25 protein-coding genes and 2 pseudogenes are annotated in these 26,680 nt (G+C 45.9%); 15 read left to right on the top strand and 12 right to left on the bottom strand.

What is annotated here, in order from left to right:
- The first annotated feature begins 6 nt into the window (after positions 1-6).
- The 7 genes from FLT43_RS16575 (at position 7) to FLT43_RS16545 (ending at position 5,691) form a co-directional block, all read left to right on the top strand.
- Positions 7-237 (top strand): acyl carrier protein, encoded by a 231-nt coding sequence (locus FLT43_RS16575; protein WP_087440315.1) that lies wholly within the window; start codon positions 7-9, stop codon positions 235-237.
- Positions 234-1,307: a 3-oxoacyl-ACP synthase III family protein gene (locus FLT43_RS16570; RefSeq protein WP_087440316.1), complete on the top strand. Its 1,074-nt coding sequence runs from the start codon at positions 234-236 to the stop codon at positions 1,305-1,307. Before FLT43_RS16575 ends, FLT43_RS16570 begins: the two co-directional genes overlap by 4 nt.
- Entirely contained in the window at positions 1,282-1,956 is a 675-nt protein-coding gene (locus tag FLT43_RS16565; protein WP_087440317.1) for an MBL fold metallo-hydrolase, read from the top strand. The genes FLT43_RS16570 and FLT43_RS16565 overlap by 26 nt, the downstream gene beginning before the upstream one ends.
- A gap of 742 nt (positions 1,957-2,698) precedes the next feature.
- Complete coding sequence (locus FLT43_RS16560; RefSeq protein WP_127510920.1) at positions 2,699-2,932, top strand: hypothetical protein; 234 nt, start codon at positions 2,699-2,701, stop codon at positions 2,930-2,932.
- A 284-nt stretch (positions 2,933-3,216) separates the two neighbouring features.
- A complete protein-coding gene (locus FLT43_RS16555; protein ID WP_373994930.1) occupies positions 3,217-3,852 on the top strand; it encodes a uracil-DNA glycosylase in 636 nt (211 codons plus the stop codon).
- Positions 3,853-3,964: 112 nt separating this feature from the next.
- The gene (locus FLT43_RS16550; protein ID WP_087440321.1) at positions 3,965-4,927 is read left to right on the top strand and encodes a helix-turn-helix transcriptional regulator; all 963 of its coding nucleotides are present in this window, start codon (positions 3,965-3,967) and stop codon (positions 4,925-4,927) included.
- Between the two features lie 83 nt (positions 4,928-5,010).
- Positions 5,011-5,691, top strand: coding sequence for a type 1 glutamine amidotransferase family protein (locus FLT43_RS16545; RefSeq protein ID WP_087440322.1), 681 nt, complete (start codon positions 5,011-5,013; stop codon positions 5,689-5,691).
- A gap of 122 nt (positions 5,692-5,813) precedes the next feature.
- Here the strand turns inward: FLT43_RS16545 and FLT43_RS16540 are convergent, their stop codons facing one another.
- Entirely contained in the window at positions 5,814-6,446 is a 633-nt protein-coding gene (locus tag FLT43_RS16540; protein WP_087440323.1) for a sterol desaturase family protein, read from the bottom strand.
- Between the two features lie 283 nt (positions 6,447-6,729).
- On the bottom strand, positions 6,730-8,394 hold the full coding sequence (locus tag FLT43_RS16535; RefSeq protein ID WP_087440324.1) for a multicopper oxidase family protein: 1,665 nt from the start codon (positions 8,392-8,394) through the stop codon (positions 6,730-6,732).
- Positions 8,395-8,735: 341 nt separating this feature from the next.
- On the opposite strand from FLT43_RS16535, the gene mqo reads away from it, so the two are divergent.
- A complete protein-coding gene (mqo, locus tag FLT43_RS16530) occupies positions 8,736-10,250 on the top strand; it encodes a malate dehydrogenase (quinone) (RefSeq protein WP_255321580.1) in 1,515 nt (504 codons plus the stop codon).
- A 142-nt stretch (positions 10,251-10,392) separates the two neighbouring features.
- Here mqo and FLT43_RS16525 read toward each other — a convergent pair whose 3' ends face one another.
- Both FLT43_RS16525 and FLT43_RS16520 read right to left on the bottom strand, forming a co-directional pair.
- The gene (locus FLT43_RS16525) at positions 10,393-11,583 is read right to left on the bottom strand and encodes a spr1629 family repressor/antitoxin (protein ID WP_087440326.1); all 1,191 of its coding nucleotides are present in this window, start codon (positions 11,581-11,583) and stop codon (positions 10,393-10,395) included.
- 39 nt (positions 11,584-11,622) lie between these two features.
- Positions 11,623-12,021 (bottom strand): annotated as a pseudogene (locus FLT43_RS16520) (spr1630 family ClpXP-sensitive toxin); the annotation flags it as partial.
- A gap of 244 nt (positions 12,022-12,265) precedes the next feature.
- Between FLT43_RS16520 and FLT43_RS16515 the strand changes: the two are divergent.
- Complete coding sequence (locus FLT43_RS16515; protein WP_087440327.1) at positions 12,266-12,850, top strand: Crp/Fnr family transcriptional regulator; 585 nt, start codon at positions 12,266-12,268, stop codon at positions 12,848-12,850.
- 7 nt (positions 12,851-12,857) lie between these two features.
- Here FLT43_RS16515 and FLT43_RS16510 read toward each other — a convergent pair whose 3' ends face one another.
- A complete protein-coding gene (locus FLT43_RS16510) occupies positions 12,858-13,571 on the bottom strand; it encodes a DUF4386 domain-containing protein (protein ID WP_087440328.1) in 714 nt (237 codons plus the stop codon).
- 179 nt (positions 13,572-13,750) lie between these two features.
- Here FLT43_RS16510 and FLT43_RS16505 point away from each other — a divergent pair, with 179 nt between their 5' ends.
- The 3 genes from FLT43_RS16505 to FLT43_RS16495 all read left to right on the top strand — a co-directional run bounded on the left by FLT43_RS16505 (position 13,751) and on the right by FLT43_RS16495 (position 18,727).
- Positions 13,751-14,737 carry a gluzincin family metallopeptidase gene (locus FLT43_RS16505; protein ID WP_115057798.1) on the top strand — a complete coding sequence of 329 codons (987 nt, stop codon included), beginning with the start codon at positions 13,751-13,753 and terminating at the stop codon, positions 14,735-14,737.
- A gap of 258 nt (positions 14,738-14,995) precedes the next feature.
- Entirely contained in the window at positions 14,996-18,178 is a 3,183-nt protein-coding gene (locus FLT43_RS16500) for a bifunctional cytochrome P450/NADPH--P450 reductase (protein ID WP_087440329.1), read from the top strand.
- Positions 18,179-18,406: 228 nt separating this feature from the next.
- Positions 18,407-18,727, top strand: a complete 321-nt coding sequence (locus FLT43_RS16495; protein ID WP_087440330.1) for a hypothetical protein — start codon at positions 18,407-18,409, stop codon at positions 18,725-18,727.
- A gap of 361 nt (positions 18,728-19,088) precedes the next feature.
- Here FLT43_RS16495 and FLT43_RS16490 read toward each other — a convergent pair whose 3' ends face one another.
- The 3 genes and pseudogenes from FLT43_RS16490 to FLT43_RS16480 all read right to left on the bottom strand — a co-directional run.
- Positions 19,089-19,391 (bottom strand): hypothetical protein, encoded by a 303-nt coding sequence (locus FLT43_RS16490; RefSeq protein WP_127510921.1) that lies wholly within the window; start codon positions 19,389-19,391, stop codon positions 19,089-19,091.
- An 89-nt stretch (positions 19,392-19,480) separates the two neighbouring features.
- Positions 19,481-20,542 (bottom strand): endonuclease/exonuclease/phosphatase family protein, encoded by a 1,062-nt coding sequence (locus tag FLT43_RS16485; RefSeq protein ID WP_087440331.1) that lies wholly within the window; start codon positions 20,540-20,542, stop codon positions 19,481-19,483.
- A 290-nt stretch (positions 20,543-20,832) separates the two neighbouring features.
- Positions 20,833-21,207: pseudogene (locus tag FLT43_RS16480) on the bottom strand (Rossmann-fold NAD(P)-binding domain-containing protein); the annotation flags it as partial.
- A gap of 523 nt (positions 21,208-21,730) precedes the next feature.
- Between FLT43_RS16480 and FLT43_RS16475 the strand changes: the two are divergent.
- The 3 genes from FLT43_RS16475 to FLT43_RS16465 are packed head-to-tail and all read left to right on the top strand — an operon-like array spanning position 21,731 to position 23,408.
- Complete coding sequence (locus FLT43_RS16475; RefSeq protein ID WP_087440333.1) at positions 21,731-21,952, top strand: AbrB/MazE/SpoVT family DNA-binding domain-containing protein; 222 nt, start codon at positions 21,731-21,733, stop codon at positions 21,950-21,952.
- Positions 21,949-22,680, top strand: coding sequence for an ABC transporter ATP-binding protein (locus tag FLT43_RS16470; RefSeq protein WP_087440334.1), 732 nt, complete (start codon positions 21,949-21,951; stop codon positions 22,678-22,680). Before FLT43_RS16475 ends, FLT43_RS16470 begins: the two co-directional genes overlap by 4 nt.
- Positions 22,677-23,408, top strand: a complete 732-nt coding sequence (locus FLT43_RS16465; protein ID WP_087440335.1) for an ABC transporter permease — start codon at positions 22,677-22,679, stop codon at positions 23,406-23,408. Before FLT43_RS16470 ends, FLT43_RS16465 begins: the two co-directional genes overlap by 4 nt.
- A gap of 171 nt (positions 23,409-23,579) precedes the next feature.
- On the opposite strand, the gene FLT43_RS16460 is transcribed toward FLT43_RS16465, so the two are convergent.
- The 4 genes from FLT43_RS16460 to FLT43_RS16445 form a co-directional block, all read right to left on the bottom strand.
- Positions 23,580-24,272: a Dph6-related ATP pyrophosphatase gene (locus FLT43_RS16460; RefSeq protein WP_087440336.1), complete on the bottom strand. Its 693-nt coding sequence runs from the start codon at positions 24,270-24,272 to the stop codon at positions 23,580-23,582.
- A 158-nt stretch (positions 24,273-24,430) separates the two neighbouring features.
- Positions 24,431-24,694: a hypothetical protein gene (locus tag FLT43_RS16455; protein ID WP_174818182.1), complete on the bottom strand. Its 264-nt coding sequence runs from the start codon at positions 24,692-24,694 to the stop codon at positions 24,431-24,433.
- Between the two features lie 257 nt (positions 24,695-24,951).
- On the bottom strand, positions 24,952-25,557 hold the full coding sequence (locus tag FLT43_RS16450; RefSeq protein WP_087440338.1) for a response regulator transcription factor: 606 nt from the start codon (positions 25,555-25,557) through the stop codon (positions 24,952-24,954).
- Positions 25,554-26,669: a sensor histidine kinase gene (locus FLT43_RS16445; protein WP_087440339.1), complete on the bottom strand. Its 1,116-nt coding sequence runs from the start codon at positions 26,667-26,669 to the stop codon at positions 25,554-25,556. Before FLT43_RS16445 ends, FLT43_RS16450 begins: the two co-directional genes overlap by 4 nt.
- Positions 26,670-26,680 lie beyond the last annotated feature (11 nt).

The following is a 26,680-nucleotide window of genomic DNA, read 5'->3' as shown; positions in this document are numbered from 1 at the left end:
TAGAAAATGAAAAAAATATATGAATTCTTAAATGAACTGTATCCAGAACATGACTTTATCTCCAATGAGGGAGTTATTGAAGATGGGGTTTTGGATTCATTCGATATCATTTCTTTGGTGACTATGATTGAAGAGGAATATGATGTAATTATCGATGCGCTTGCTATTGTTCCTGAAAATTTCATCAGCGTTGAATCCATCGCTAATGTAATTCGAAAACATGGGGGAGCGATATGAAAACCATTTTTCGGGGAAAGAAAATAACAGGTATGTTGGGTGTACTTCCACAAACCGAAATAAGGTTTGAAGATGAGGTCCACAATTATAATTTTCCTGAAAAGCAGACCCTACGTTTAAAAAAAATTATGGGGTTTGAGAAACACCGGATCGTGAAGGAGACTACAGCAAGTTCTGATTTCTGTGTCTTTGGCTTAAATTATATGTTGGAAAAAGAACTTGTAAAAAAGGATGAAATCGGCGGCATTATAGTCGTCACGACGACACCCGATTACCTTCTGCCCCATGTAAGCAACGTGATCCACGGTGAATGCGGCTTGGCGAATGACGTAATCTGCATTGATACCAATCAGGGCTGTGCTGCATTCTTACATGGATTGATGCAAGCCTTTATGTTATTGGAACACTTGGGGGATAAAAAGGTTATTCTATTTACAGCAGATACGCTAAGCAAAAAAGTATCTGTGAAGGACAGAAACAGTTATCCATTAATAGGAGATGCGGCAGGGATTGCTGTTGTGGAGAATGATCTCAATGCGAAGGATATTCATTTTACTATGTATAATGACGGGAGCCGCAGAGATGCATTGATCATACCTGCCGGAGGTTCAAGATTGGCAAGTTCTGAAGAAACAGCAGTCCTTAGGGATCTGGACAATGATGGGAACTTGCGCAGTCTGGACAACTTGAAGATGAAAGGGTCTGAAGTTTTTACTTTTGTCCAGACGGAAGTCCCCGCTTTAATTGATGAAACCCTAAATTTTGCTGAACAAAGAAAAGAGGATATCGATTGGTTTTTATTCCACCAACCTAATAAGTTTATGCTGAAAAAACTAGCGGATAAACTGGAAATCCCCGATGAAAAGATTCCTATGAATATTGTTGAGAATTTTGGGAATCCCAGTGGTGCATCCATCCCTATAAATATCGTACATAACTTGGGACAAGCCGTCGTTGACAACACCTATCAATGTTGCTTGTCTGCATTTGGGTCTGGTTTAACCTGGGGAGCAATGACTATTGAGCTAGGGAGAATGAATTATTGTGAAATGCTTATTTCAGATTATTGATTGTGAACTGTATAGTTTCTCATTTGATCTTATAGACTCAAGAATGTATCTTCTGATTTCAAATGATAAGGCCCTCATTATAGACCCTTGCGTGAATACTGATGCATTACAGTTGTTGAAGGATAAAAACATTATAGACGTAATCGTATTGCTCACACACGAACACTATGATCATATATCTGGGGTTAACTGGGTGAGGGGGAATTTTAACGGTAAGGTAATTGCTATAGATCAATGTGCACAAAATTTGTCTGATCCTAGACGCAATGCTTCTGCCTATTTTGATGCACTTTTATTTTTTTACTCATCCGAGACCAAAATATCAGGGGAAAATATCCAACCATATAGCTGTAAAGCGGATGAGACTTTTAATGATTATAAGTGTTTTAACTGGGAAAATCACAAAATCGAAATTATTCATTCACCGGGGCACTCTGATGGAAGTGTATGTATTTTAATAGATGATATATTTGTATTTACTGGCGATAGCCTTATAAAAGGGAAACAAACCATTACAAGGTTACCTGGAGGAAGCAAAAAAAAATATGCAGAAATCACGTTGCCGTTTTTGAAATCCTTACCTATAGATTCTGTTATATTTCCCGGACATGGGGAAGCAGGCTACATTCATGAATTTTCAATCGAGTAACTAGTATTCGTTTTCAGTTCTTCATGCTGTTCTTCCACAAAACGCCACTGAAAATTGAGGAGCTAATGAGTTTGCAGTTAGGGTGCTACGGTGAACCATCACGAATAGTGGTAAAGCGCAGAGTTGAGGCTGTTGTAAATACGAAAAAGTGGGGTATTTAATCACACACATTGCTTTAGCGGTATATACCAGTACTTATTAAAATGAATCCCTTGAAATTCTTCTACGGTGTAGGCCTCGGAGCATGATCCAATATTCGTTTACGCAACTACTTGAAGTGGAAGCGGGAACAATTCGGGCCGAGACGCAGATGGATGCTATTGAGAGTTGGGGCTTCCTGGCAAACTTGTATTTAATCGTAATAATGGAGGAAGAATGCAAGAAACCTCTGTCGGGTGATGCGATCCGCTCATTTACAACTGTTCAAGATATTCTCAATTATATGGGTTAAGGACCTATGAGTCAATCACAATTCACAAGGTACTTGCCTTAACTTGAGGATAGAATACATTTGAAATTTGCCCCGTCGATTGAATCAACGATGTAGTCGCATTGATTAACATGTATTGGAAAACGGATCGTATTTTCACCATCCCCTCTACCACTATCAAGCAACCAAAGTTTGCAATGAAGCGTCTGACATTGTAGGCATTTTATTGTGGCGAACGAATCTGCTACATGTATTCGAATTGTTGATTATTTTGGAGCTCATGATGCACTAAGTGGGTGTTTGGATGGCTTCTTGGAATTGCTAGTGAAACACGATGCCGAATATATTGATTTTGCTCGTGTGGACACGCCTGACAAACTTATGAAGGAAAGTGGATTTATTAATAGGAGAACCTATCCATCACTCATTGTTCCTAAGTGGTATACCCCATCCTTCGGCGGCGGAACTAACAGCAAAATCATGGAGGAGCGGCTTGAACCGTTGTTAAAGACAAATGGGCTCAAGGGGGAATTTACCTGGTCTTAACCATGGCAGGAATGGGTTCTGGAGAAAACGTATTGATTGTATTTATCTCCCACCCAGGAAATACATGACTGTCGAAGAAGATTTATCGCAATTCTTATGATTGTACTGACAGTAAGGTGGCGTATTATCATTAAGTCTAGTAAACATTAATTTTTGATATGGTTTTTACACGTACCACCACATCACTGAGGCTGTATAAATAACAGTCTCTTTTTTTCGCCATTTCAGACGTTACGGTGAACCGCCTCATAAATAAAGGCAAATTTTTGCTTTGGGTGGGCATAATGAAATCATTGCGTACAAAAGAAAGGAAGGAGCTGCGTGACACGGAAATGGATCATCCCTTTGTAATCTTGCCTGAAGAACAAGCGCCCGAAGGTATTCAGCATTGTGAGCTTTGCGAGCTATCTAAGCAACGGACTCGTGTCATCTGGGGTGAAGGAAATCCGAAAGCCAAGCTGATGATGATCCTGGATAATCCGGGAGCCCGTGAGGATCGGCAAGGAAGTTCGTTTTTGTGCGGCACCCGGGAAACACTCCAACTCGGCATGAGGGAAGCGGGTATAGATACGAACTCGGTTTATGTCACCTATTTGCTGAAATGCCGGCCGATGCGTGCTTACAATAAGCCGCAGGCCAGAGCAGCATGTCTCCCCCATCTACAGTTACAGATCCTTCAGAAGCAGCCGGTGATATTATTTGGATTTGGGAATGTCGTGGCGGAAGCAGTCTTCCCACAGAAGGAGAATGCCAGTGTCAAGGAATTGCGAGGGAGCTGGTATGAGTTTCAGGGTATCCCGATCAGCTTTACCTATCACCCGCTTGCCGTAAGAAGGAGACCTAATTTACTAAGGTTCTTCGTAGAGGATTTGACAGCATTGAAGGAGAAGTGGAAGGGAGGATCAACGCCGCAAACATAAGCGGTTTTAATTTTATGTGGTTGGTGGTTGGCGGAATCAAACTGTGTTAAGCAAAATAAATTTATTTCGATTGAATACGTTCGTATAGAGCGGAATAATGAGGTAAAGTATTATGTCTAAAATTGACAATATGATGGCGATTCTATGGATGTTGAATTCAGGCAGGAAAATTACTGCAAAACAAATATCTGAAAAGTTAGAGATGAATATAAGGACGGTTTACCGTTATATTGATGCACTTTCTGCCAGTGGTGTGCCGATTATATCGGACACAGGTCATCATGGTGGGTATACCCTGTTGAATAATTTTATTAAAAGTCCTCTTCTTTTTGATATTGACGAGAAAACCGCATTACTGCATGCTGCTGTTTTTGCCCAAGAAGCTGGATATTTTTTAGGGGAGGCATTAAACCGAGCAACATCAAAGCTAACCATGTATTCCAATCAAGAGCAGGAAAGAATGATCGAGCAACATGTAAATGGGCTTGAAGTCATAAGTCCAACTGGAAAATCATCTATGGAGCCAATATTGAAGAAATTGGAGCAAGGTATTGTAAACGAATCATCTGTAGAAATTGAATACCATACAAGTCGTGAAGAGGAACCCAAGCGCAGGATTGTTGATCCATATGGAATCATTTATTGGAATAATAACTGGTATGTCACTGCATTTTGTCATTTAAGGAATGAAATCCGCAGTTTTAGAGTAGGGCGAATTATCAGTATTATGCAAACAGAAATTACCTTCAATCGTCCAAAGCCTTTTTCGGCAGGTGAATTTTTTATGAAAAGCCTGCTACCCGAAGTAGAAGATAAGCAAGTACTTATGCCTTTCGTTGTTGGTGGTACGACAAGTGCGTTGGATAACTTATGCCAGCATTGGTTTTTAGGGCATCATTTCAAAGAACGGACTTCAAAGAAAGCGATATTTCTACTAGAAGAAGAAGCAATGCATACGTATGTACCGTATTTACTTTTACCTTACGGCAAATCTATTCAAGTACTTGAACCACTAAGTTTGAAGCAAAAGCTTATTGAAGTTCTTTATGAGTTAATTGATTATTATCAAGCTTGATGAACTTTACTGACGGAGGATGTCAGTAAAGTTTTTTTATATTAGGGTATATCGATTGATCCATTACAAAAGGAGTGTGTGTCTTGCATACAAAAAAAGTGTATCTTTATGTATTTGATACGATGTCAGACTGGGAGGTAGGTTATTTAAATGCGGAACTCAACTCGGGAAGGTATTTCAAAAAGGAATTAGCGCCTTTAGAGGTGGTTACAGTAGGCGTTGATAAGAATCCTGTTACTACAATGGGAGGATTGAAAATACTGCCTAGTATTTCTATTGATGAGTGTATTTTGGAACGTACTGATGTTCTAGTTCTTCCGGGCGGGAATACTTGGACAGAAGCAATTCACGAACCTTTATTGCAAAAAGCTTCTACATCTTTAAAAGAAGGTACTGTTGTTGCGGCGATTTGTGGTGCAACACTGGGACTTGCAAAGATGGGAGTGCTAAACTCAAGAAGGCATACAAGCAACAATCTAGAATATATGAAAATGATCTGTCCCAATTATAATGGAGAAAAATATTATGAAATGGAACCAGCAGTAACTGATGGGAATTTAGTTACGGCATCAGGAATAGCTCCGTTGGAATTTACGATGCATGTGTTGAAAGTGCTGGATGTATTTGCACCAGAAACATTACATTCATGGTTCAATCTCTATCAGACTCATGAACCAAAATACTTCTTCGAGTTGATGAATTCTATCAAATTTACCGAATCAACAGGGGGAGGAACTGGACGCCCGGTACCCGGCACGGACTAGGGAAATGTTTCGCATCATCGATGACGAACTGGATTTTCCGTGAGGCTATCTTAGAAGAAAAATTCGATTACCGCTTATAGAAGCAACCCGCAAACTTTGGCGTTTGGCGGGTTGTTTTTTCTTTACAGGTCGAGTTTTTTACTATCGCGTTGTTCAAGGTTGCGGGCCGTCTGGCTTAGTTCGACATTTTTTTGATCCTGAAAGGTTCCCAATGCGAGATCAAACACCGGGTTTGTCACGCCGTACCAGTAATTTTCATTTTTATAGTGATGCCATAAATGGACTTTCTTCATCCAACGGCCCCATGGGGAGACGGGGGTAATCGGACGATGGGCGATATAGTGCTTCCACTCATAAAATAGGAGGAATAGGATCACGCCAGCGATAAAAGCATTTGCAATCACGAAGCTTGCTGAAATAAAGTAGGCAATGGTTCCCGCGATGAGGATATTCGGCAGAGTGTACCACAAAGGCAGAAACAATAAATGCAGGTCATGCGGATTGGAGTGATGATCATAATGTAAACGCTTAAGTAATTTTAAGAAGAAGGGGTTCTTCGGAGTTCTTAGGTGAAAAAGGAAGCGGTGCGTGAAATACTCGGTAGCGGCATAAGCGGCCATGCCTATGGCAAAAGCAATCCATGAGCCAATGGTTGCCAGGTTCGGAATCAGAAAGCCAAAACTGACCAGGCAGATTCCGCACATGATGCAGATATCGGGGAAAAAGAAAAACTCTTTTACATATTTCGACTTCATTGAAAACACCTCCTTAATGCCGTTACTTAGGGCCAACGTTTCCGTGTTTCTTGGGAAGGGGCTTTTTGCCGCGCTGATCTATAACTATGCAGGAAATATGGGGGTGTTGCCTGTTAATCACTGGGACTGTAACGGAGAAGGTGTACCTCATTGGGGGAACGATATGAATTCTACAGATACGTAAAGCCTGCCTAAAACGAAAAGGCCATCCCGCCATAGGATGGCCTCTAAAGCTTGCTTACGTCCTAAGATGGTATAGCATGTCTAATAGGCAGTGTTTGGTTCAATCCTCGTCATGTTCATGATGTGTGTCGCAGTCAAAGCATTGCGAGAATGATTCATCCGAACATTCTCCGGGGATCGGTTCACACGGGTTAAAGCTCTGATTATCGAGAACTTCGTATGGTCTCATCATATCATGGTCTTCATGTTCCAGGATGTGACAGTGCCATGGGTAGATTCCTGGAAATGGCCCAAAACGGGCAATGATACGGGTAACCTCCCCAGGATTGGCACGAACGGTATCCTTCCAGCCCCTCTCGCTTGGATCGGGTGGCTTCGGTGGTCCGACGATCAGGTCTGGACCATTGGGATCGCCCGTGAACTCAGCACGATTCAAAATTTGAAAATTAACAAGGTGCACGTGCATCGGATGGGTGTCAGGCGTCGTATTGTACAGTTCCCAAATCTCTACCGTACCATTGTACGGGGTTTCCGTAAGCGGCAGCTCATTCCACTCCAAATTATTTATCAAAAGCTTCAAACGTCCGAAGTCATCCGTACTTTCAATTAAGGTGTTTTTTCTAACGGTTATCGCATCGTTAGGGTTCAGTTGTTCCAGGCAACTCAACTTGTTTGGAATTTCACTTTTATCAGGCTTGGAGAGTCTTTGTTTGACACGAAATTCCATAATTTGCGCAAGGTCCGGAGAAGGCGGGTCGCCGTCAGGGAATGGGGCTGGGGCGTCATTGGTTAAGATGATGCTTTGGCCTTTATGGTGTGAAAAATCGACAATGATATCGACTCGTTCAGCCGGTGCAAGGATGATTTGGGATACGGTGATCGGGTTTTTCAGAAGCCCTCCATCTGTACCGATTTGGACAAAATCTTGGCCAGAACTCAATCGCATACGGTAAAACCGAGCATTGGAACCATTAAGGATGCGGAATCGGTATTTCCGTGGCTCGACCTCAAGATATGGCCATACTTTTCCGTTGACGAGAACGGTGTCGCCGAAAAACTCCGGGACAACGGATGGGTTTGGCAATGTCGGATCTAATGGTGGAGGCGGCTGTGGTGCTGGAGGCGGCTCGTGGCCTGGCTGGGTAGGATAGAACAGTTCACCATTTGGATAGAACGAACGATCCTGGATGACGAGCGGAATTTCAAATTTTCCACTAGGCAGGTTCAACTTTTTCTCTTTTTTATCTCTGAGGAGATAGAAGCCCGCAAGGCCTGCATACACATTCAAACGTGTGATGCCAATGGCGTGGTCATGATACCATAGCGTTGCCGGGCGTTGACAGTTTGGATAATAATAGACTTTATGAACGAATTTCGGTCCAACATTTTTAAAATCTCGCGTAAACCACGCCTCTGGATACCCGTCATTTTCCGGCCAATCACGGCCTCCATGCAAATGTACAACCGTCCTGACAGAAGGGGTGTCTGGTTCTGCTCCATGAATCGTTCGATCCACGGGCAGCAGGTGTTCAAACGGCAGTTTATTTATCCACTTAACCAAAATGGGGTCATTTCTTCGAACTTCGAATGTGGGGCCAGGATACATCCCGTTGTAGCCCCACACGGTAGTTGGCGGCAAATCGCGATGCAGCTTCTGTTTGACTTGTTTCATGGTGACTTCATAGAATGGGATGCCGCCGCGTTTATCAATTGGTTTTAAGATGGAGGGAATAGGTAATGCATCTACAAACTTCTCTAAAGACAAATCGTCCTCCTCCTATAAAAATAATGTAACTTGCATGCTTATCATATGGCTCGACACCGAAATAAGTGCTAGACTGATAGCTATATCGGCTGCAAATGCATTCGATGAGAGTGGAATTGTAAGCGGTTTCCTATTCTTTACCGCAAAATCCTCACCGAAATTTACTGGCTTTTATTTACTTTGTAACTGTCATATAATAGTAAATAACTTAATCTTTCAATGATAGTGGTATACTATGATCAGGTAATATTAGAAAAGGTGTATGATTCCGATCACACTCTGGCTTGCTGTGAAGGGGGAGCAGGCAGGAGCGCCTACATCTTTTCTTCAAATATCAGCGTATAAGGGCGGTAAAAATGAGCAGCAGACAAACCGAAACAGACGTTATCTTAATTGGTGCCGGAATCATGAGTGCGACTTTGGGGACATTGTTGAAAGAATTAGTGCCGTACTGGGAAATAACAGTGTTTGAGAAGCTGGCAAGTGCAGGAGAGGAAAGCTCTAACGAATGGAATAACGCGGGAACAGGGCATGCTGCGCTGTGCGAACTGAACTACACAACCGTAAAACCGGACGGGTCCATCGATATTAGCAAAGCGATAAAAGTGAATGAACAGTTTCAGGTTTCCCTGCAGTTTTGGTCTTATCTTGTAAAAAGCAATCTGATTCGGAATCCGCAAGACTTCATCATGCCATTGCCTCATATGAGCTTAGTAGAAGGGGAGCAAAATGTAGCGTTTTTGAAAAAACGTTTTGAAGCGCTCTCAAACAATCCTTTGTTTCACGGGATGGAATTTTCCGATGACCCGGCAAAATTGAAGGATTGGATTCCTCTTATTATGAAAGACCGGACCTTCAATGAACCGATAGCGGCAACACGAATCGAATCCGGCACAGATGTCAACTTTGGCGCTTTAACGCGCATATTATTCGATCACTTGCAGAATAAAAACGTCGATATCCATTACAAACATCGCGTTGAGGATATGAATCGTACTAGCGACGGCTTGTGGGAATTGAAAGTACGGAATGATAAAGGCGAAGTCGAACGCCATACGGCTAAATTTGTCTTTATCGGCGGCGGGGGAGGAAGTCTTCCTTTACTTCAAAAATGCGGTATTCCTGAAGGAAAACATATTGGAGGATTCCCGATAAGCGGGTTATTTATGGTGTGCAATAATCCGGAAGTAGTGGCACAGCATCATGCCAAAGTATATGGTAAAGCCAAGGTTGGCGCACCTCCAATGTCGGTTCCGCATCTTGACACCAGATTTATCGGTAATCAAAAATCATTGCTCTTTGGGCCGTTTGCCGGCTTCTCGCCGAAGTTCTTAAAAACCGGTTCCATGTTTGACTTAATAGGTTCTGTAAAACCGAATAATGTGCTCACGATGTTGGCGGCAGGTGCGAAAAACCTGTCGTTGACAAAATACCTAATCCAGCAAGTTATGCTATCGAAGGAAAAGCGCATGGAAGAGTTGCGAGAGTTTATCCCGAACGCCAAAAGCGAGGATTGGGATCTGCTGGTGGCGGGTCAGCGTGTGCAAGTTATCAAAGATACAGTTGCCGGCGGTAAAGGGACGCTTCAATTCGGTACGGAAGTGGTTAGTGCCTCCGATGGATCGATAGCCGCCTTGCTCGGTGCTTCTCCGGGTGCTTCGACCGCCGTGTCCGTCATGCTTGAGGTCATCGAAAAATGCTTCCCGCAGCAAATGAAAGAGTGGGAACCGAAAATAAAAGAAATGATTCCTTCTTATGGGGTGTCCTTAGTAGAAAACCCGGAGCTTATCCGTGACATTCGTACGGCAAAAGCGCGGACGCTTGGTCTACACAGTGAACTGCAACCCGTTTTGTAGACAGTTCAAAAGATAGAAAGAGTGAAGCGGCCTTCGTCTTGATTACTATTCATCCCATAAAAATATCCCCTTCAAGCTCACTCGCTTCCTCATGATATCTTGAGGCTCTTTGGAGTGACGGCTTGAAGGGGATGCTGCTCATTCACAGCTCAGGTATTTTAATAACATTCTGGAATCCGAAATCTAAGTTTCTCGTCATGTACTTATTAAAAAAGCTTGGATCAATTCCTGTCATATGATGAAAGAAGGATACTTCCACTTTCCAATCGTCCTCAATCATTTGACCAATGTCTACGAGCCCCTTTTTGGAAACAAAGTCAATGATTGTTTTGATTTTCATTGGTTTCTGGATCGGAATGACATCATCAAGCGGTTCAATTTTTAAATAACCTTTCCGGTGCATTGCCGCGTAAAAGTTCCGATGATCTTTTGGCTCGATGATCCCAAGATTAGCTGCCCTATATCCCAACACTTGCAACGAAGTTTTCCATTTCTTTTTCAAATCTAAGTAATCATCTGGATTTGTGATATGGGAAACATCCCTCATGTCAAGTGCGAAGTCGTCTTCCGGCAGTAATAATGCTCCGGCAAATATATCCGCTTCATTCTCAATCATTTTGTGCTCTTTCCGGTCTAAGTTCGCGAACTCAAGGCGATAATGAAGCAACAGATGACCCAGTTCATGTGCGATATTGAAGTTCCTCCGAACAGCCGAGCGTTTCATATTACCTAGAATGATATAGGGGCGATCGTTTTGGGTCCAGAGGCTATAAGCATCAATCTCCTCGCCAATTGCCTTCTCAAAAACGAACACTCCGCTCTTTTCGATCAGGAACATGAGATCATCATTATTAGAATTCGATAAGTCGAGTCTTTTTCGCGCTAAATGAGCGACATGATATATTTGAGTAGATCTGTCGTCCTCTGTATGATTTAAATACTCAATAACCTCGTCCCTTAACCTAATGATTTTTAGGGTAGGAAGGCTGACTTTGGCCGTTACATAGTTGACAAAAGTATCTAAATATTCGACATGCTTCGCTTCTGCCTGCGTCTTCGAAATGACATTCAACAGTTTTGAACGATATGCGATGTTCATTACGTCGACATTATCAGGCGTTATGTACCGTGCAAGCATGTCTTCCGTATAAAAGTATTTGCTTTTTACGCTAAAAATTCGTTTTAACTCGTTCACGATCTGCATTTTCGGAGATGTATAAGCGTTCTCGTACTGCCAGACGGCTTGTTCTGTAACACCTAACATTTCGGAGAGCTGCTTTCGCGAATATCCATGCATGATCCGTAAATTGGCTAGATTTTTACCAATGAACATGCCTATTCCCTCCTTGTTTACCAACACAATTCTGTTAAGTTATGAATTTTGCTGTTCATCCTCATATATCCCGATATCAAACGCGGCTGGATCCATAACATCATCGTTCATTTCAGGTGCCACTACATCGCGATCCTCTTCAGTTAACTCAGCTCCGGAGATAAAGTCGGAAAGATCCTCAACGAAGTAAGCGATGTTATCATTTGGATTAGGCAAATAGTGTATGATTTCAGATATCTGGTATGCCTCATCAAGTCCGTATGTAAGTATATGAAACTGATTGTAGGATGATGTGAATTTCTCTAGTTCGTCTCTTATTTGGCTTTCGAGTATCAAAAAGGAAAGCTGTTCAACCCTCTCTGTTTCCTTTCCTCTTTTCGATGCTTGCTGTATGGAGGGGAAGACTAAGTCTTTATTGATTTTTGAGAGCTCATGAAGACAGTTATAGTTTAATTGAAATTGGACTGTATTGAAATGATTTTTTTTGATTTTTTTAAAGTTACATTGTATATCTTCATTAATTTTTATAGTTGTAAAGGGTTTTGCTGGATGCTTAATTTGAATTATTCTCGTTCTTTCCAAGTATTATTCATAATAAAAATGACGGTGAACTGCATTCTAAATCGTGCTAAAGTGGAGAATAGATGAAGACTTTATCTGCGAAATGAAAGGGAAAGAAAACATGAAAGAAATATTGTTCAAGTACATGACTAGATTTACATCCCTTAACGAAGAAGAGCAACGGGCTATCGTTGAAGATATCGTGGTTGAAGAATATAAAAAAGGAACAGTTCTCCTTAGACAAGGAGATGTTCCCACAACATGTTATTTCGTGTTGAAGGGATGCGTACGGCAGTATTCGATTAATGAAGCGGGAAAAGAGGTCACATCCAATTTCTACACCGAAGAGCAAGCCATCTCGATTTTCAATTCGCATAAACAAGATAAGTCATTCGAGTACACTCTTACCTGTCTTGAAGACTCGGTATTGGTCGTGGGTGACCTGGCTGTTGAAAAGGACATGTATAACAAATACGGTCAATTGGAATCGATGACGCGCATGATGATCGAGGAAAAGTTCGGTCAAGTCCAAGATGAATATGCTGCGTTTATCGCCTCTACACCGGAAGAACGCTTCAAGTCACTATTACGGCAACGACCGCATTTAATCGACCGCGTGCCCCAACATCAGTTGGCAAGTTATCTCGGAATCACCCCGGAGTCTTTGAGCAGAATCAAGAAGCGAGTCCACCAAGACGATAAGTAAGCGAATGTCAGGCCGTTATTGAGACTTTCCCGCCTTTGATCAGCATCCATAACCCAAAGCCCAATTCGCCTGCAATCATGGGCACGGTAAATACAAAGGTGAGTACTGTTTTGATCCCATCGTATTGTGGGAGAAAGACGTTACATAGGTGAATGAGAATGTAGCCTGCACCAGCAAGGAGCATTAAGATACTAATGATTTTGGGTATACCGCATGATTTCAAGGCCACATAGCCCACAATCAGCAAATGCCCGCCAAAAATGATTAAACCAATCGACCATATGGAGTCAAAAGCTCTTAAATACAGCATGGCCTGCGCTTGAAGTTGGTTGGATATCGATAAATAATCTGCACTGTTGGAGAGCAGCAACACGAATATTAAATTCAATATGGCGATTCCCAATATAGCCGTATAGGTAAGCCGGAAGCACGCGCCGAGCAATGACAGGCTTTTATGAATGGGCTCCAGGAAAATATAGAAAGCCCAGGCGACCACGATGTCACAAATCAGGATGATGACCCAACCGAAGATTTCGGCTTTGAAAAGCATACTTGATGACATGATGTTATGAAATGTGGCGCTGGCATCTCCTTGTATCACAAGGCTTGCATGGACAAATCCATACGCAAAAAAGGAAGCAAGTGTCATGATGATAAGCGATATGCCCGCCGCCAGAGCAGTCTTTCGCTGATCCGTTCGTTGTATTGTTGAAGTAACCATCAATTAACCTCCTAGTACTCTGTATTGATTTGATTGTAGTCCGAGAGTTATGATGGTTCATTGACTTAAATCAAGGGGGCATTGTCGGCAAGCGGCCTGGCAAGGGCCTCAAAAATAGGAGCGACATTGTCGTGATGGAGTAGATGCTAGCAGTGTCCATTACAAACGGGGGCAATTGAATGTTGGTTATTGATTTGGTTATCACCAATTTAGTAATACCGGGTCTGCTTACGTTGTGGGTCTGGAAATCCAGTGGCTCAAGCTTGGCGGGCAGTGTCACCTGTCTGTTGACTACAGCATCTTATTTTATATTTTTCTGGATTGGGGAGTTCAATAAAGCCATGACCCTATTCGGTGCATTATGGACACCCCTTGTCGTGTATGCATCTTATCGGCTAATTAAAAAAACGAAGGGGGCTCCTCTATTTCCACAAAAGATATGGAAGCTGGCAGCTCTTCCCGTTATGATGCTGATTGCCTCCAGCTTTATTTATGTGAATCTATCCTCATTACTATCAAGTTTTTATCAGAAACAGTTTGAAACAGAGCATTTCATGGTTTACAACTCTAAAGCGGATTACGCAGAGGCTGAACAGCTTGCGAATAGGCTTGAACAGAACTATGGACGTGTAACAGAAGCACTTCAAGTGGAGCCAACGACGAAAACGAAGGTTATCGTATTTCCGAGCCAAATTCATTTCATTTATTCGCTCGGACAATTTTCGAATTTTTGGTCACTTGGTGTTTTTAATGAAGACACTTTATTTATTCTGTCCCCTAAAAACCGGCCCGCTATGTATAATTCGAGCGTTCACGAATTTATACACGTCATACTATCGCATATTGACAGTACAAGGCCTACGTGGTTGGAAGAAGGGCTTGCCAATTATTTCGGACAGACCGATCTTGATGCCCTCAAAGTACTCCCGCCCTTGATTTCCAGCGGTCAAATCCCTAGCTTCGATGAGATAGACGGACCTGCATTCGTATATAGGCACGGATACCCGTATTCCTATACCATTGTAGAATTTTTGATTCTCGAGTACGGTTACGAAAAATTAAATGATTTTGTTAGGCATCCGGAAGATTATAAACGTATATTTGGAGTTAGCGAATCGGAATTACACGGTCTTTGGGTTAAGTATTTGAAGGGAAATTATAGCTGAGCCGTCTCACATGGTTCACAGCTTCATGCTTGGGTATGTTAAACTCCCTCGCGTAGTATTCGATAAGTAATGCCGGATGACTAAGCCTATACCGCCGCGGGATGTTCAGGAGGCTGATCTTCCCGATTCGATAATTTAATTCATCCGTATTGGGGAGATTAGTGGGGAGGAACTCACCAATTCCGATTTTCTTCGCTAACGGTATTCGAAAGAGCTTGCCGTTACATTGGTTAACGTCATTGCAGAGGAGTTTTCTATATGGAAGAGCTAATGCCGATACCGCAGCCCAAAACCTATGGCGTTCTCGGGAATTTGCCCTTGATTGATAAGGATTCACCGACGTTGTCTTTCGGCAAACTTGCTGATGAGTACGGCCCTATTTTTAGATTCGAGTTAATGGGAAGATCCGTAATTATCGTCTCCGGTCCTGAATTCGTCGCCGAAGTATGTGATCAGTCCCGTTTTGACAAAGCGATAGGTCATTTGCTCAAAGTACGTGATTTTGCGGGAGACGGACTGTTCACCAGTCTGACGGATGAACCCAATTGGCCAAAAGCGCACAACATCCTGATGCCTTCCTTCAGCCTGCAAGCCATGAAGGGCTATCATGATAGGATGCTGGACATCGCTTTGCAGCTTGTGCAAAAATGGGCACGCTTGAATCCGGACGAAAGTATTGACGTTGCGGACGATATGACGCGGCTCACGCTAGACACCATTGGCTTATGCGGATTTGACTATCGTTTCAATAGTTACTACAGAGAAACCCCAAATCCTTTTATCGTCAGTATGGTTCGAGCTCTGGATGAGGCTATGCATTATGGCAGCAGGCTGCCGATTCAGAACAAGCTGATGCTAATCAGCAAACGTCAGTACGAGCGGGATATTCAGTCGATGTTTTCCTTAGTCGACAAAATCATCGCTGAGCGCAAAGCAAGCGGGGATCAGGGAGGAACGGATTTACTAGCCAGAATGCTGACCGCCAAGGATCCCGAGACTGGACAACAACTGGATGATCAAAATATTCGATACCAAATTATCACGTTCCTGATCGCGGGGCATGAAACGACAAGCGGGTTGCTGTCGTTTGCGATTTACTTTTTATTGAAGCACCCGGAAGTTCTGGAAAAGGCGTACAGGGAAGTGGATGAAGTATTAACCGGCCCGTTGCCTACATATGAGCAGGTTCTGAAGCTGAAATATGTACGAATGATTCTAAATGAATCTTTACGTTTATGGCCGACCGCGCCCCAATTTAGTCTTTTCGCCAAGGAGGACACCGTGATTGGAGGGAAATATCCTATCCAAAAGGGGGAGGCCGTTTCCATTATTATACCCAAGCTTCACCGGGATAAGGGAGCATGGGGGGAGGATGCGGAACTCTTCCGGCCGGAGCGGTTTGAAGACCCGGCCAAAGTTCCCAACCATGCCTATAAACCGTTTGGGAATGGGCAACGGGCCTGCATCGGGATGCAATTTGCGCTTCACGAAGCGACTTTAGTTCTCGGCTTGATCCTTCAGCAATTTGAACTGATGGATCATTTGAACTATCAGTTGAAAGTAAAGCAAACCTTGACGCTGAAGCCAGCCGACTTCAAGATCCGTGTGCAAGTAAGGGATAAAAAACTCATCAATCCGTATCCCTTCCCACCGGTAGACACTCTTGGCGGTGCTCCTGTCCTGGAGAATAAAAGAGAGACAGCTTCTATCATCGGAGTCAATAATCGGCCCTTGCTCGTTCTTTACGGTTCAGATATGGGAACAGCAGAGCGCATTGCAAAGGAACTGGCGGATCTTGCCCGATTACACGGGATCCGAAGCGAAGCGGCAACCCTTAATGAGCGGTTAGGCAACTTGCCGCAGGAAGGTGCTCTGATCATCATAACCTCTTCGTATAACGGGAAACCGCCCAACAATGCAAAACAGTTTGTGCAATGGTTGGAACAGGTCGAACCGGGTGAGCTTCACGGTGTTCACTATGCCGTATTTGGTTGCGGGGACCACAATTGGGCGGCTACGTATCAGGCGGTACCCCGACTTATTGACGAACAGCTTGCCGAGAAAGGAGCGACGAGATTTTCCCCTCGTGGGGAGGCCGATGCGAGCGGAGACTTTGAAAAGCAGCTGGAAGCATGGAAAAGTCAAATGTGGGCCGATGCGATAAAGACTTTTGATTTAAAATTGAATGAAAATGCGGAAAAAGAACGGAGCACACTAAGCATTCAGTTTGTCAGTGGCTTGACAGAGACTCCTCTCGCCCAATCATACGAAGCGGTTCACTCGACCATCGCGGCTAATCGTGAACTGCAGCAACCTGGCAGCGAACGAAGCACACGACATATCGAGATTGAATTGCCGGAAGGGATGACTTATCAGGAGGGCGATCACCTTGGAGTGTTTCCGAGCAACAGCAAAGATCATATTGCTCGCATTCTGTGGCGGTTTAGTTTGCGTGAAAAAGATCAAGTGATTTTGACAGCGAGTGGAGTCAGTGCAACCCATCTGCCTTTAGATCGGCCAATCTCTCTTCTTGACCTGCTTAGTCAAAGCGTAGAGGTACAGGAAGCCGCAACTCGGGCCCAAATACGCGAAGTGGCCGCTTTCACGGTGTGTCCTCCTCATAAGCGTGAAGTGGAAGCTTTGTTAGAGGAGGGAACCTACGAGGAGCAAATCTTGAAAAAGCGGGTTACAATGCTGGATCTCGTTGAAAAATATGAAGCGTGCGAGATCCCGTTCGAGAAGTTCGTGGAGCTCCTGCCTCCGCTTAAACCGAGATATTATTCGATATCCAGTTCCCCACGGATGAACCATGCACATGCCAGTATTACGGTTGGTGTCGTCCGGGGCCAGGCCTGGAGCGGACGAGGCGAATATCTTGGCGTGGCCTCCAATTACTTGGCAGAGCGCAGGCCGGGAGACGATATTGTCATGTTCGTCCGGACACCGGATTCTGGATTCCAACTCCCCGAAGATCCACAGACACCGATTATCATGGTAGGGCCGGGGACGGGGGTAGCCCCATTCCGCGGGTTTCTGCAAGCTCGTGCTGCGATGAAGCGGGAAGGACAAGCACTGGGCGAAGCCCATCTTTACTTTGGATGCAGGAACGAAGCGGATTTTCTTTACCGTGAAGAGCTTGAACAATATGACAGGGACGGAGTGGTTACGCTCCATACCGCTTTTTCTCGCAAGGAAGGCGTGCCCAAAACCTATGTGCAGCACCTGATGGCGAATAATGCGTCCGAAATCCTTCGCATTCTCGACGGCGAAGGGCGGCTTTACGTATGTGGAGACGGCAGTAAAATGGCCCCAGATGTAGAGCACGAATTAAAGAAGGCATATCTGGTTATCCACGGGGGTAAAGAACAAGAAGCGGATAAATGGTTGGAGAATCTGCAGACATCCGGGAGGTATGCGAAAGATGTCTGGGCGGGTCTATAGATTTGTTGGCCTCGGTTTTCCTCTATGCAGGAGAAGCCAGATCATGGCTTCTCCGGCGTGGGAAAGCGGGTATGACCGATTCCCGGCAAGGAGCGGTTCCAATCTCTGTTGAAGAATATAAGAACATGAATAATTTTGTGGATAGGTAAATAATTCCTCGACAAATTTTGCGCTCGCGGCTATAATTGTGTCGATTGTCAGATATTTCATCAGTGGGGGAGATACTCGATGCATGTACAGTTAGTGAATGCGCAAGGCGCTATCAAGAATGTGAAACTTGGCTTTAGTTGGACAACTTTCTTTTTCGGATTTTTTCCTGCGTTATTCCGCGGTGATCTCAAATGGGCTGCTATTATGTTCATTAGTTCTTGTTTTATTGGTTTCTTTACCCTTGGTTTAGGAGCATGGATTCCGGGTATTATTTTTTCATTCATTTACAATCAGATGTACATTAGAGAGATGATGGAGAAAGGCTACCGCCCGGCCAATCCGGAAACGGAAGCTGCGCTGCAGGCCAAAGGCATTATGGCTCATACGGTAAGAATATAATGCCGAACAATGAAACCGCGGGTATGCGGTTTTTTTGTTTTTCGGCAGTTATGAGGGCCACTGCTCTTGGAAGTATAAGCGGTGGCCTTTCTTTTTACCCATGGTACTCGCGCAGTTCTTGAAGGACCGTATTCAGCGGCTCGGGGCGGGCTAAAATATTGCTGCCGAGCGAATGCACGGCATAAACGGGCCCAAAGGGAAGCGAAACAGCACCGTAAACACTCTCGACTGGCCGCAGACTGACCGCGCTAGCGCAGCATAACGCCAAGAAGCGGCGGTAAACAGGGCAACGGCATAACGTTGCCAAGGCGGCAGCACAGCGCAAAGCGCCAGTCTCCAGTTCCTGCAAAAGTGCAGCATTTTAAGCTAAGTCAGCGAAAATTGCACGAAATTGCTGCACACCTACATCAATTTCCTCAAACGACGACATATTCAGGCGAAACCGAGTGAAATTCCTGCATTTTTGCAGGATTCCTTTTTCAAATGATCGGCCCCTGTAGAATTCTTGTATTTTTGCATCATTTCCGGCAGGCGGCTGATTCCCGTTCCGGCGGAAACGCATCTTGTCCTGGAAGCTTGAAGGTCCAATTAAACTTGAAGCAAAAGAACATCCGGAAATTAAGCTGGCAAAATAGAAGCGGAAGCCACTATTTAAATTGTCCAAGTTGTTCTTGTTCCACCAATGCCTATCGGAACCGCAAAAAAGCCAGCGTCTCCGAACATCAGAAACGCTGGCATTCTTTTTCGTCAGGTTTATTTCAAAACAAATCTCCCGGTCACCGGGTTATGATCGCTGTGCTCGAAGTTCAGATCGTGTCCGGTCACATCGACGATTGCGACATTCGGAGAGACGAGGAAGCCGTCGATGACCGCGAGGAAGGTAACCCCTGGCCGATACGCGCTGTCCAGCGTGCGGACGGAAGGCGTGCTCGGGTCTACCGCCCATTGAAACCCAGCCGGAGCGAAGGTATCGGGGAAGGGCTGCAGCCACTGCGGCCATTCCTGCTGCGAGGGAAAGCGGCTGTGGTCGGTTCCCGGCAAGGAGTGGTTCCAATCGCCGCCGATGATGAGATAGTTGTCCTTCTTCATTTCTTGCTGAATATAGTTCTCCAGAAAATCAAGCTGTTGTTTGCGGATGGTGCCGCCCTTGTCGAAGGCCGATAAATGCAGGTTAATCAATATGAGTTCTCTGCCGTTATCGACAGGGAAGCGGCTCTCGATAAATGCGCGATCCAGTTCAAACAGCTGCACAGGCCAGCTCTCTTTGCCCGGCAGATCGAAGCGGATATGAGAGGCGCTGGAGAATGTGGATAACGTCAGCAATCCGCTCTGCACCGCACCCATCGGATGGGTAAGCGGCACGGGCACCCAAGCCACCTTATAGTTATAGGCAAACGTGCTGCTATATCGCGGCAGGCTGTCGCTAATCATCTGAACCTCGTTAATATGATGGCTGCGTGAAGAATTAACGTCTACTTCCTGCAGGATATACAAATCGGAGCGGCTACCCTGTAGAAAATCGGCAATAGCCCGCAGGTTGGCTTCCGTTTGTTCCTTGCTGCTGGAGCGGGATCCCGTTCCGCCGTCCATGAAGAAGTCCTGCCCTTGGTCGAGGCCTGCGTAGCCGAGATTGAATGTCGTGACGGTGAACGGCTGACCCTGCTTCAGCGTAGAGGTGGTGGTATTATTGGTTAGAAGTTCTACTTGAGCAGGGGGCTTATAATCAACCGCTGTCATATAGATGAGAAAAATGGCGAGCGCAGCAACGGGCGTGAGCACGATCCAGGCCAGCCACTTGAACAATTTTTTGATCATCAGATCGTTATTACCTCCTACGTTATCAAATCTTATCGCGCGAGCAACCAGCCTTGAAATCCCCGGCCAGCAGCAGGACAGGGACGGTTCATGACTGGCCCCAGCGAATCGAGCGTACAAGACCGCTGTTTAAAAGGCTCATATCAAAGAGGAAGCGGGGATAGAGGAGCTTACAAGAAGAAGAAAGAACCCGCCTTAAGGGTAATGCCTGTGCGGGTTCTTATGTGACTAGACTCTAGTTATTCTAGGCTCTGCTTGAATCCGGTTCGCCATGTTGGGTACAGCGGGGTTCAGCCGTACTCACTCCGTGCCTTTGCATTCGATGTGCCGCGTTCGCCCCGGTTGCTTCCCGGCTCGTACTGCGGCGCAGGGGCTTGCAGCATCTCCGCATATACAGGCAGCCACTGCGTTCCTGCCGCAGGTTCGTCATCCACAATATTAACTGGGCCCGCAGGCCAATCCAGTGCCAACAGGGCAGCATGGGCTGCATCTTCGACATGCAGGAAGGAGGAGACCCCGTCGGTGGCAGCCAACTGCCTGTCCAGAACTTTTTTTGCGATCGCTCCCGTCTTGTCATACCAGGTGTCCGGGCCATAGAGCGTTCCGTACCGCAGAATAACGTGCTCCGGTATTTCGGCCGCCGCTTCTTCCAGCGCGGCAATGCCCTCGGCGACATCTATAGGCTGTATCGCCCCCCTCCGCTTCATCCTCATTCTGGCGGCATGGTCTATCGTATCATGCTAGATTGGTATCAACATACCACTTTAAGACCGTTTTGACCATACCAATTAAGGAAGGAGTGCGCTGCCAATGCCTTGCCATCTGTCCCTCGGATTCCGGAGACGAAATCGACACAAATCTATACATTGCTGGGTGAGAGGATGCTGAAGGAACTTATCCGGCGGGAAGCCTGGGTGTCTCCCGCGACAGATGAGCCTAACTGTATCAAGACCGTTTTCACGGCATTGACTTTCGTCCGAGTTACCCGGCGCTGGATCATGTGCCGCGTCAGAAGTGGAAGAACGCTACCCTATCCCGTATACACTAACGCTCACCCGCATGATTGCGTAAACGGCGGCGCTTTTTGCAAAGTCTGATTGACTTTCCGTTTTTACAGAGGTATGATTTGTTATACTAAGTATAACTAAACTTACTTGACTAACTATTTTATATTGGAGGAATTGAACTATGAAAGGACCGAAAGGCAAACATGCTTGGACAGCAAAAGTCGGTGAGAAAGGGCAAATTGTCATTCCGAAGGAAGCGCGGGATATCTTTGGCATCGAACCCGGCGATACCCTGCTTCTTCTTGGTGATGAGGAGCAAGGCATAGCCATTATGAAGGGCGATATGTTTACGGAGTTAGCCAATAAAATTTTCGGCGCGCAGGAGAAGGAGGGAGGTGAATGAACGGAATCGAAATAACCTGCCTGACGAAAAAGTTTAAAGAACGGACAGCAGTTGATTCGCTGAATCTGACAATCCGACAAGGTGAATTTTTTGCGCTGCTTGGGACCAACGGCGCCGGGAAAACGACAACGATCAAAATGTTATCCTGTCTGCTCGAGCCTACAAGCGGAGATGCCCTGATGATGGGGAACAGTCTGGTCACCAATTCGAATGCCGTCAAACAAATTATCAATGTGTCTCCGCAGGAAACGGCGGTGGCCTCCAAATTATCGATAAAAGAAAATCTGGAGGTCATCGCCAGAATTTATGGGGATAACGCGCGGGAAGCAGCGAAAAAAACGGATGCAATGCTTGCGGCTTTTCGCTTAACCGATCGGGCCAAGGACAAGGCGAAGTCCTTATCAGGCGGAATGCAGCGCAAGTTGAGCATTGCGATGGCGCTCATTACGAATCCGCAGATTTTGTTCCTTGACGAGCCTACACTTGGACTGGATGTTCATGCCAGGAGAGATTTGTGGAACACCATCCGTGAATTGAAAGGCAAAATCACCATTATTTTGACCACCCATTACCTGGAAGAGGCGGAAGCCCTAGCCGACAGAATCGGGATCATGACGCAAGGAAAAATGCGGATTGTCGGTACGGCCAGGGAAATTATGAGCGTAACGGGAACAGCAACATTTGAAGATGCTTTTCTCAAGTTTGCGGATGAGGAGGCCATGAGATGAGTTTTATACCGTTTGCAGCCCGTAATCGCAAGGAGATTGCAAGAGACCCGTTAAGCCTGGTTTTCGGCATCGGATTTCCTGTCGTGCTGATTCTGCTTCTGTCCTTCATGAAGCAAAGTATTCCGGAAATGCCCGACATCTTTGCCATTGAAAATATCGCGCCGGGTATGGCGGTTTTTGGTTTAACGTTTATTGCTTTGTTTTCCGGAATGCTCATTGCAGGCGACAGAAGCAGCTCTTATTTGATTCGATTGTTCGCTTCCCCTTTAACCGGATTCGACTATATTATGGGATATTCATATCCGCTGTTACCGTTTGCCATGTTCCAATGCGCCGTCTGCTTCGCTACCGCCATGATTGTAGGCTTATCCTTCAACATCAATATTCTAGTCGCTATCCTGGCGCTTATTCCCGTGGCCTTGCTCTTTATCAGCATTGGCTTGCTGCTGGGAAGCGTTCTGTCGAGCAACCAGATGAATGGCGCAGGCGCCATACTCACCAATGGAGCGCTCTGGCTCAGCGGGACCTTATTTCCTCTGGATATGATAGGCGGCACATTTAAAGCGGTATGTTATGCCCTTCCGTTTGCTCATGCCGTCGACGTGGCGAAGTTAGCGTTGAGCGGGGGTTATACGGCCATGATTCCTCACATTCTGTGGGTCATGGGGTATGCTGCCGTTATTTTTATCGTTGCGGTGGTTCTTTTCAAGAGAAAAATGAAAGGCTGAATTAACGAGTATTACTCATGAGTTCACTAAAGGGCCGATGAATGGTATGGCGGCTTCCATCGCCTCAAATAATACCAGCTTACGCATCACGCATTAAACCCAACCATGAATAAGCGGCTGTCTCGCGGCAGGTTCTAAGGGGCGACCGCTTGCCTTGCCTGCACCTCTGTCTCAAGGCTTGTCCAGCTCCAAAGGCAAAAACGCATATTCTCCGCTTCTTGCCATCTCGCCTTTACGAACGGGGATGGGCTGTCTGAATATTGGCCCGTCGATGACGGTCGTATGGAACTCGCCGCCTTCTCCGCAAGGATCGATGCCGCGGGCGAGAAGCTCCCCTACATACTCGTGGGTCAGCACTCGGCCCAGGTCGTCCTCCCGCATGCCTAACGACAAATTCACGGTCACCAGCATCGTGACGAAGCCGAGATCGATGAACTGCCGGACCGCTTCCAGATGATCCATTTCCCAGAGGGGCATTCCCAACTGTAACCCGGCAATTCGCGTCACTCTGTCATGCCAGCAGCCATGCGCGGGCACATCCAGGTCGCCGGTGACCAACACTTCTGCGCCTTCGCTTTTCGCCTTGGCCAGCAGGATCATAAAGTTCTTCTCATAATCCGCCCAACTCGTGGCGGCTGTATATACAGGCAAGCCGATCGATTCCGCTTGGGCTTGGACCAGCTCGGGCGGCATGCCATGGGAGCGGGAGCGCTGCCCTTCTTCCTCCAGCATGACGATAAGGCCGACGGCTTCACCAACCTGCATCGATTTATATAGTGCTAACGTACTGTCCTTGCCGCCGCTGAAGGAAGCGACAAATTGATGCCCGCGAGCTCCGTTTTTCCAATCTGGTGTTTCTGTCATATCTGTCTTCTCCTCTGTTGTCTATGGCTTGGATTCTCTGATTCCCAGTTCCGGGCAGAAGATGGACTGCTCCTCTTTCATTATAATCGATGGCGCTTGTAGTCAACAGCAGGATCGCGGCGAAAGCCCTCTGGCAAGAGGGCTTTCTATAAGGTTGGTTATTTCGAGATGGCCCGGTGCGGCTTGCTGTAATGGCTGACTCCGCCACCGCCAACCAGCACTCTTCCGCCTCTGTTAAATATCAGGAGCTTGCTGGAACCATCGGATAGCAGCACGTCGATCTTGGCGTTATTTGATTTTGCAATGTAGATGACGTAACCGCTTCTGGAAATGACCGTCCTCCAGTTTTTATCGAACTCGGATCGTACGACCCGGTTCGAATAAACTTGATTTTCCACCCTTCCTGCTCTCGAACGGCTCAAGGCGATTCTCTCCTTCCGTTATTTGTATTACGGAGTTGCGATGATCCTTTCCTTTCCATTATATGCGTTCGAGTAACAGTTACTTGGAGCATTGCCATGCATGCTGAATCCAAATAAATGGTTATCATGCCATACATGGTTGGCGTAATCGAGGAAGCCGCCGGGTAGGCGCTGAAAGCTTCATCGTTCATGCAAGAAGTGTTCGGCCTTGGGGGGCCATTCCTGCTTCTGCGCAGGATTTCGCTTGTCGCCTACAATTACAGCCATCCTTTGTCATCGGCGATATTCACGGCCTGCTGCCTCGATTCGGCTTCCAGCTTCTGAATCGCTGAAGACAAATAGTTCCGCACGGTACCCTTCGTTAAGAAGAGGGCCTTGCTGATCTCACTTGTCGTCATGCCTGTTTTGGTAAGGCGCAGCATCTCTGCTTCCCTTTCACTTAACGGGTTAACTTCATTCATAAATAGTGCTGCCGCCAAATCGGTGCTGATCACCCGTTCCCCAGCCATGACCCGGCGGATCGACTCAATCAGATAGTCAATCGGTTCATCTTTTAACAGGTAGCCATTCACTTGAGCCTCGATCGCTTTTTGTAAATAGCCCGGACGGGCAAACGTAGTCACGATCATGATTTTGCAGGGCAAGCCGGCATGTCGGATTTGCTCCGCCAACGCAAGGCCGTTGATCAGAGGCATCTCAATGTCCAGCACACACACATCAGGCTGATGCCGCTGTATCGCCTCCCAGGCTTGTTTCCCGTCCGGCACTTCAGCCAGCACCTCCATATCGGGTTCGAATTTCAACAGCGAGGCGAAGGCGCCGCGCAGCATCTGCTGATCTTCGGCGATGACGACTCGAATCATGTGGCAGAGTTCTCCTTTCCGAGTTGACGAAGCGGAAGCTGCATAGAAAGAGCCGTTCCCCCGCCCGGTGAGCTGCCCACCGTGAAGGTTCCATGAAGGGCTTGCATCCGCTCCTTCATTGACTGAATTCCATTTCCGGTTGCTGTAGGCAACAGGCCAACTCCGTCATCCGTTATCGATACACAATATAGATTGTCCGCCGTTTCCAGCCTGATTGTGCATTGCTTTGCTTGACTGTGCTTGACAATGTTGGTCGCCGCTTCCCGAACCGCGAGCGCAATCATCGTTTCTTCTACGCTGGCTAACAGGGGAGGCCTTCCATTTTCCACGATGTCCAGTTCAATCCCTGCCGTATGCAGCAGCTTGCGGCAATGCTCGATTTCATGCGCCAGCGAGATGAACTTCATATCCGAGACCAGCTCCCTTACCTGCTTCAAGGCGATTCTCGATGTGTACAGGATATCCTTCAGTTCTTCCTTGGCCTGCATCGGGTCTTTATCTACCCACTTATTGGCCAGCTCGCATTTCAGCTTAATCATCATAAGGGTTTGCCCCAGCGTATCATGAAGATCCCTTGCAATACGCTGTCTTTCCTCCTGCTGAATGTACTTTTCAAGCTGTTGATTGGCTGCATCCAGCTTGCTCTGCAAGCGCTTGGTCTTTTCTATAATATAAATGACGATAGGGAAGAGCAATTGAACAATCATGAGAGGCAGGAATAGAAAATTGTCCGTCCTCTTCCCATATACGCCACACACGAGGATAAACATGAGGGCAATGGCGGCAATCGCGATTCCAATATGCCACTTGGACTTCGACCTTCCGATCAGGTCGGCAAATATAAAACCAAAAATTAAGAGGTTCGGGTCAATGTACATACCGATCAGAGCAGTTGTAGCAAGACCGGCTAGAACTGCCGCTAGAAGATACCCATTGCGATGCCACAGTCCGATATAAAAGGAAACAAGAAAGGAAAGCAGAAGAAGGAGACTTCCCAAGAGACCCGGATTCGAACGGGAGCTGAGAACCATGTAAAATAAATACACGATCGCGATAACATCTATGAGCAAATAATTCTTGATTTGATCTCTGGGGTAGATCTTGAATATCATGGATGGCCTCC

The organism is Paenibacillus thiaminolyticus (assembly GCF_007066085.1).
Taxonomy (GTDB): domain Bacteria; phylum Bacillota; class Bacilli; order Paenibacillales; family Paenibacillaceae; genus Paenibacillus_B; species Paenibacillus_B thiaminolyticus.
The sequence above is the reverse complement of the archived record's forward strand: the minus strand, read 5'-3'. Positions and strand labels throughout refer to the sequence as shown.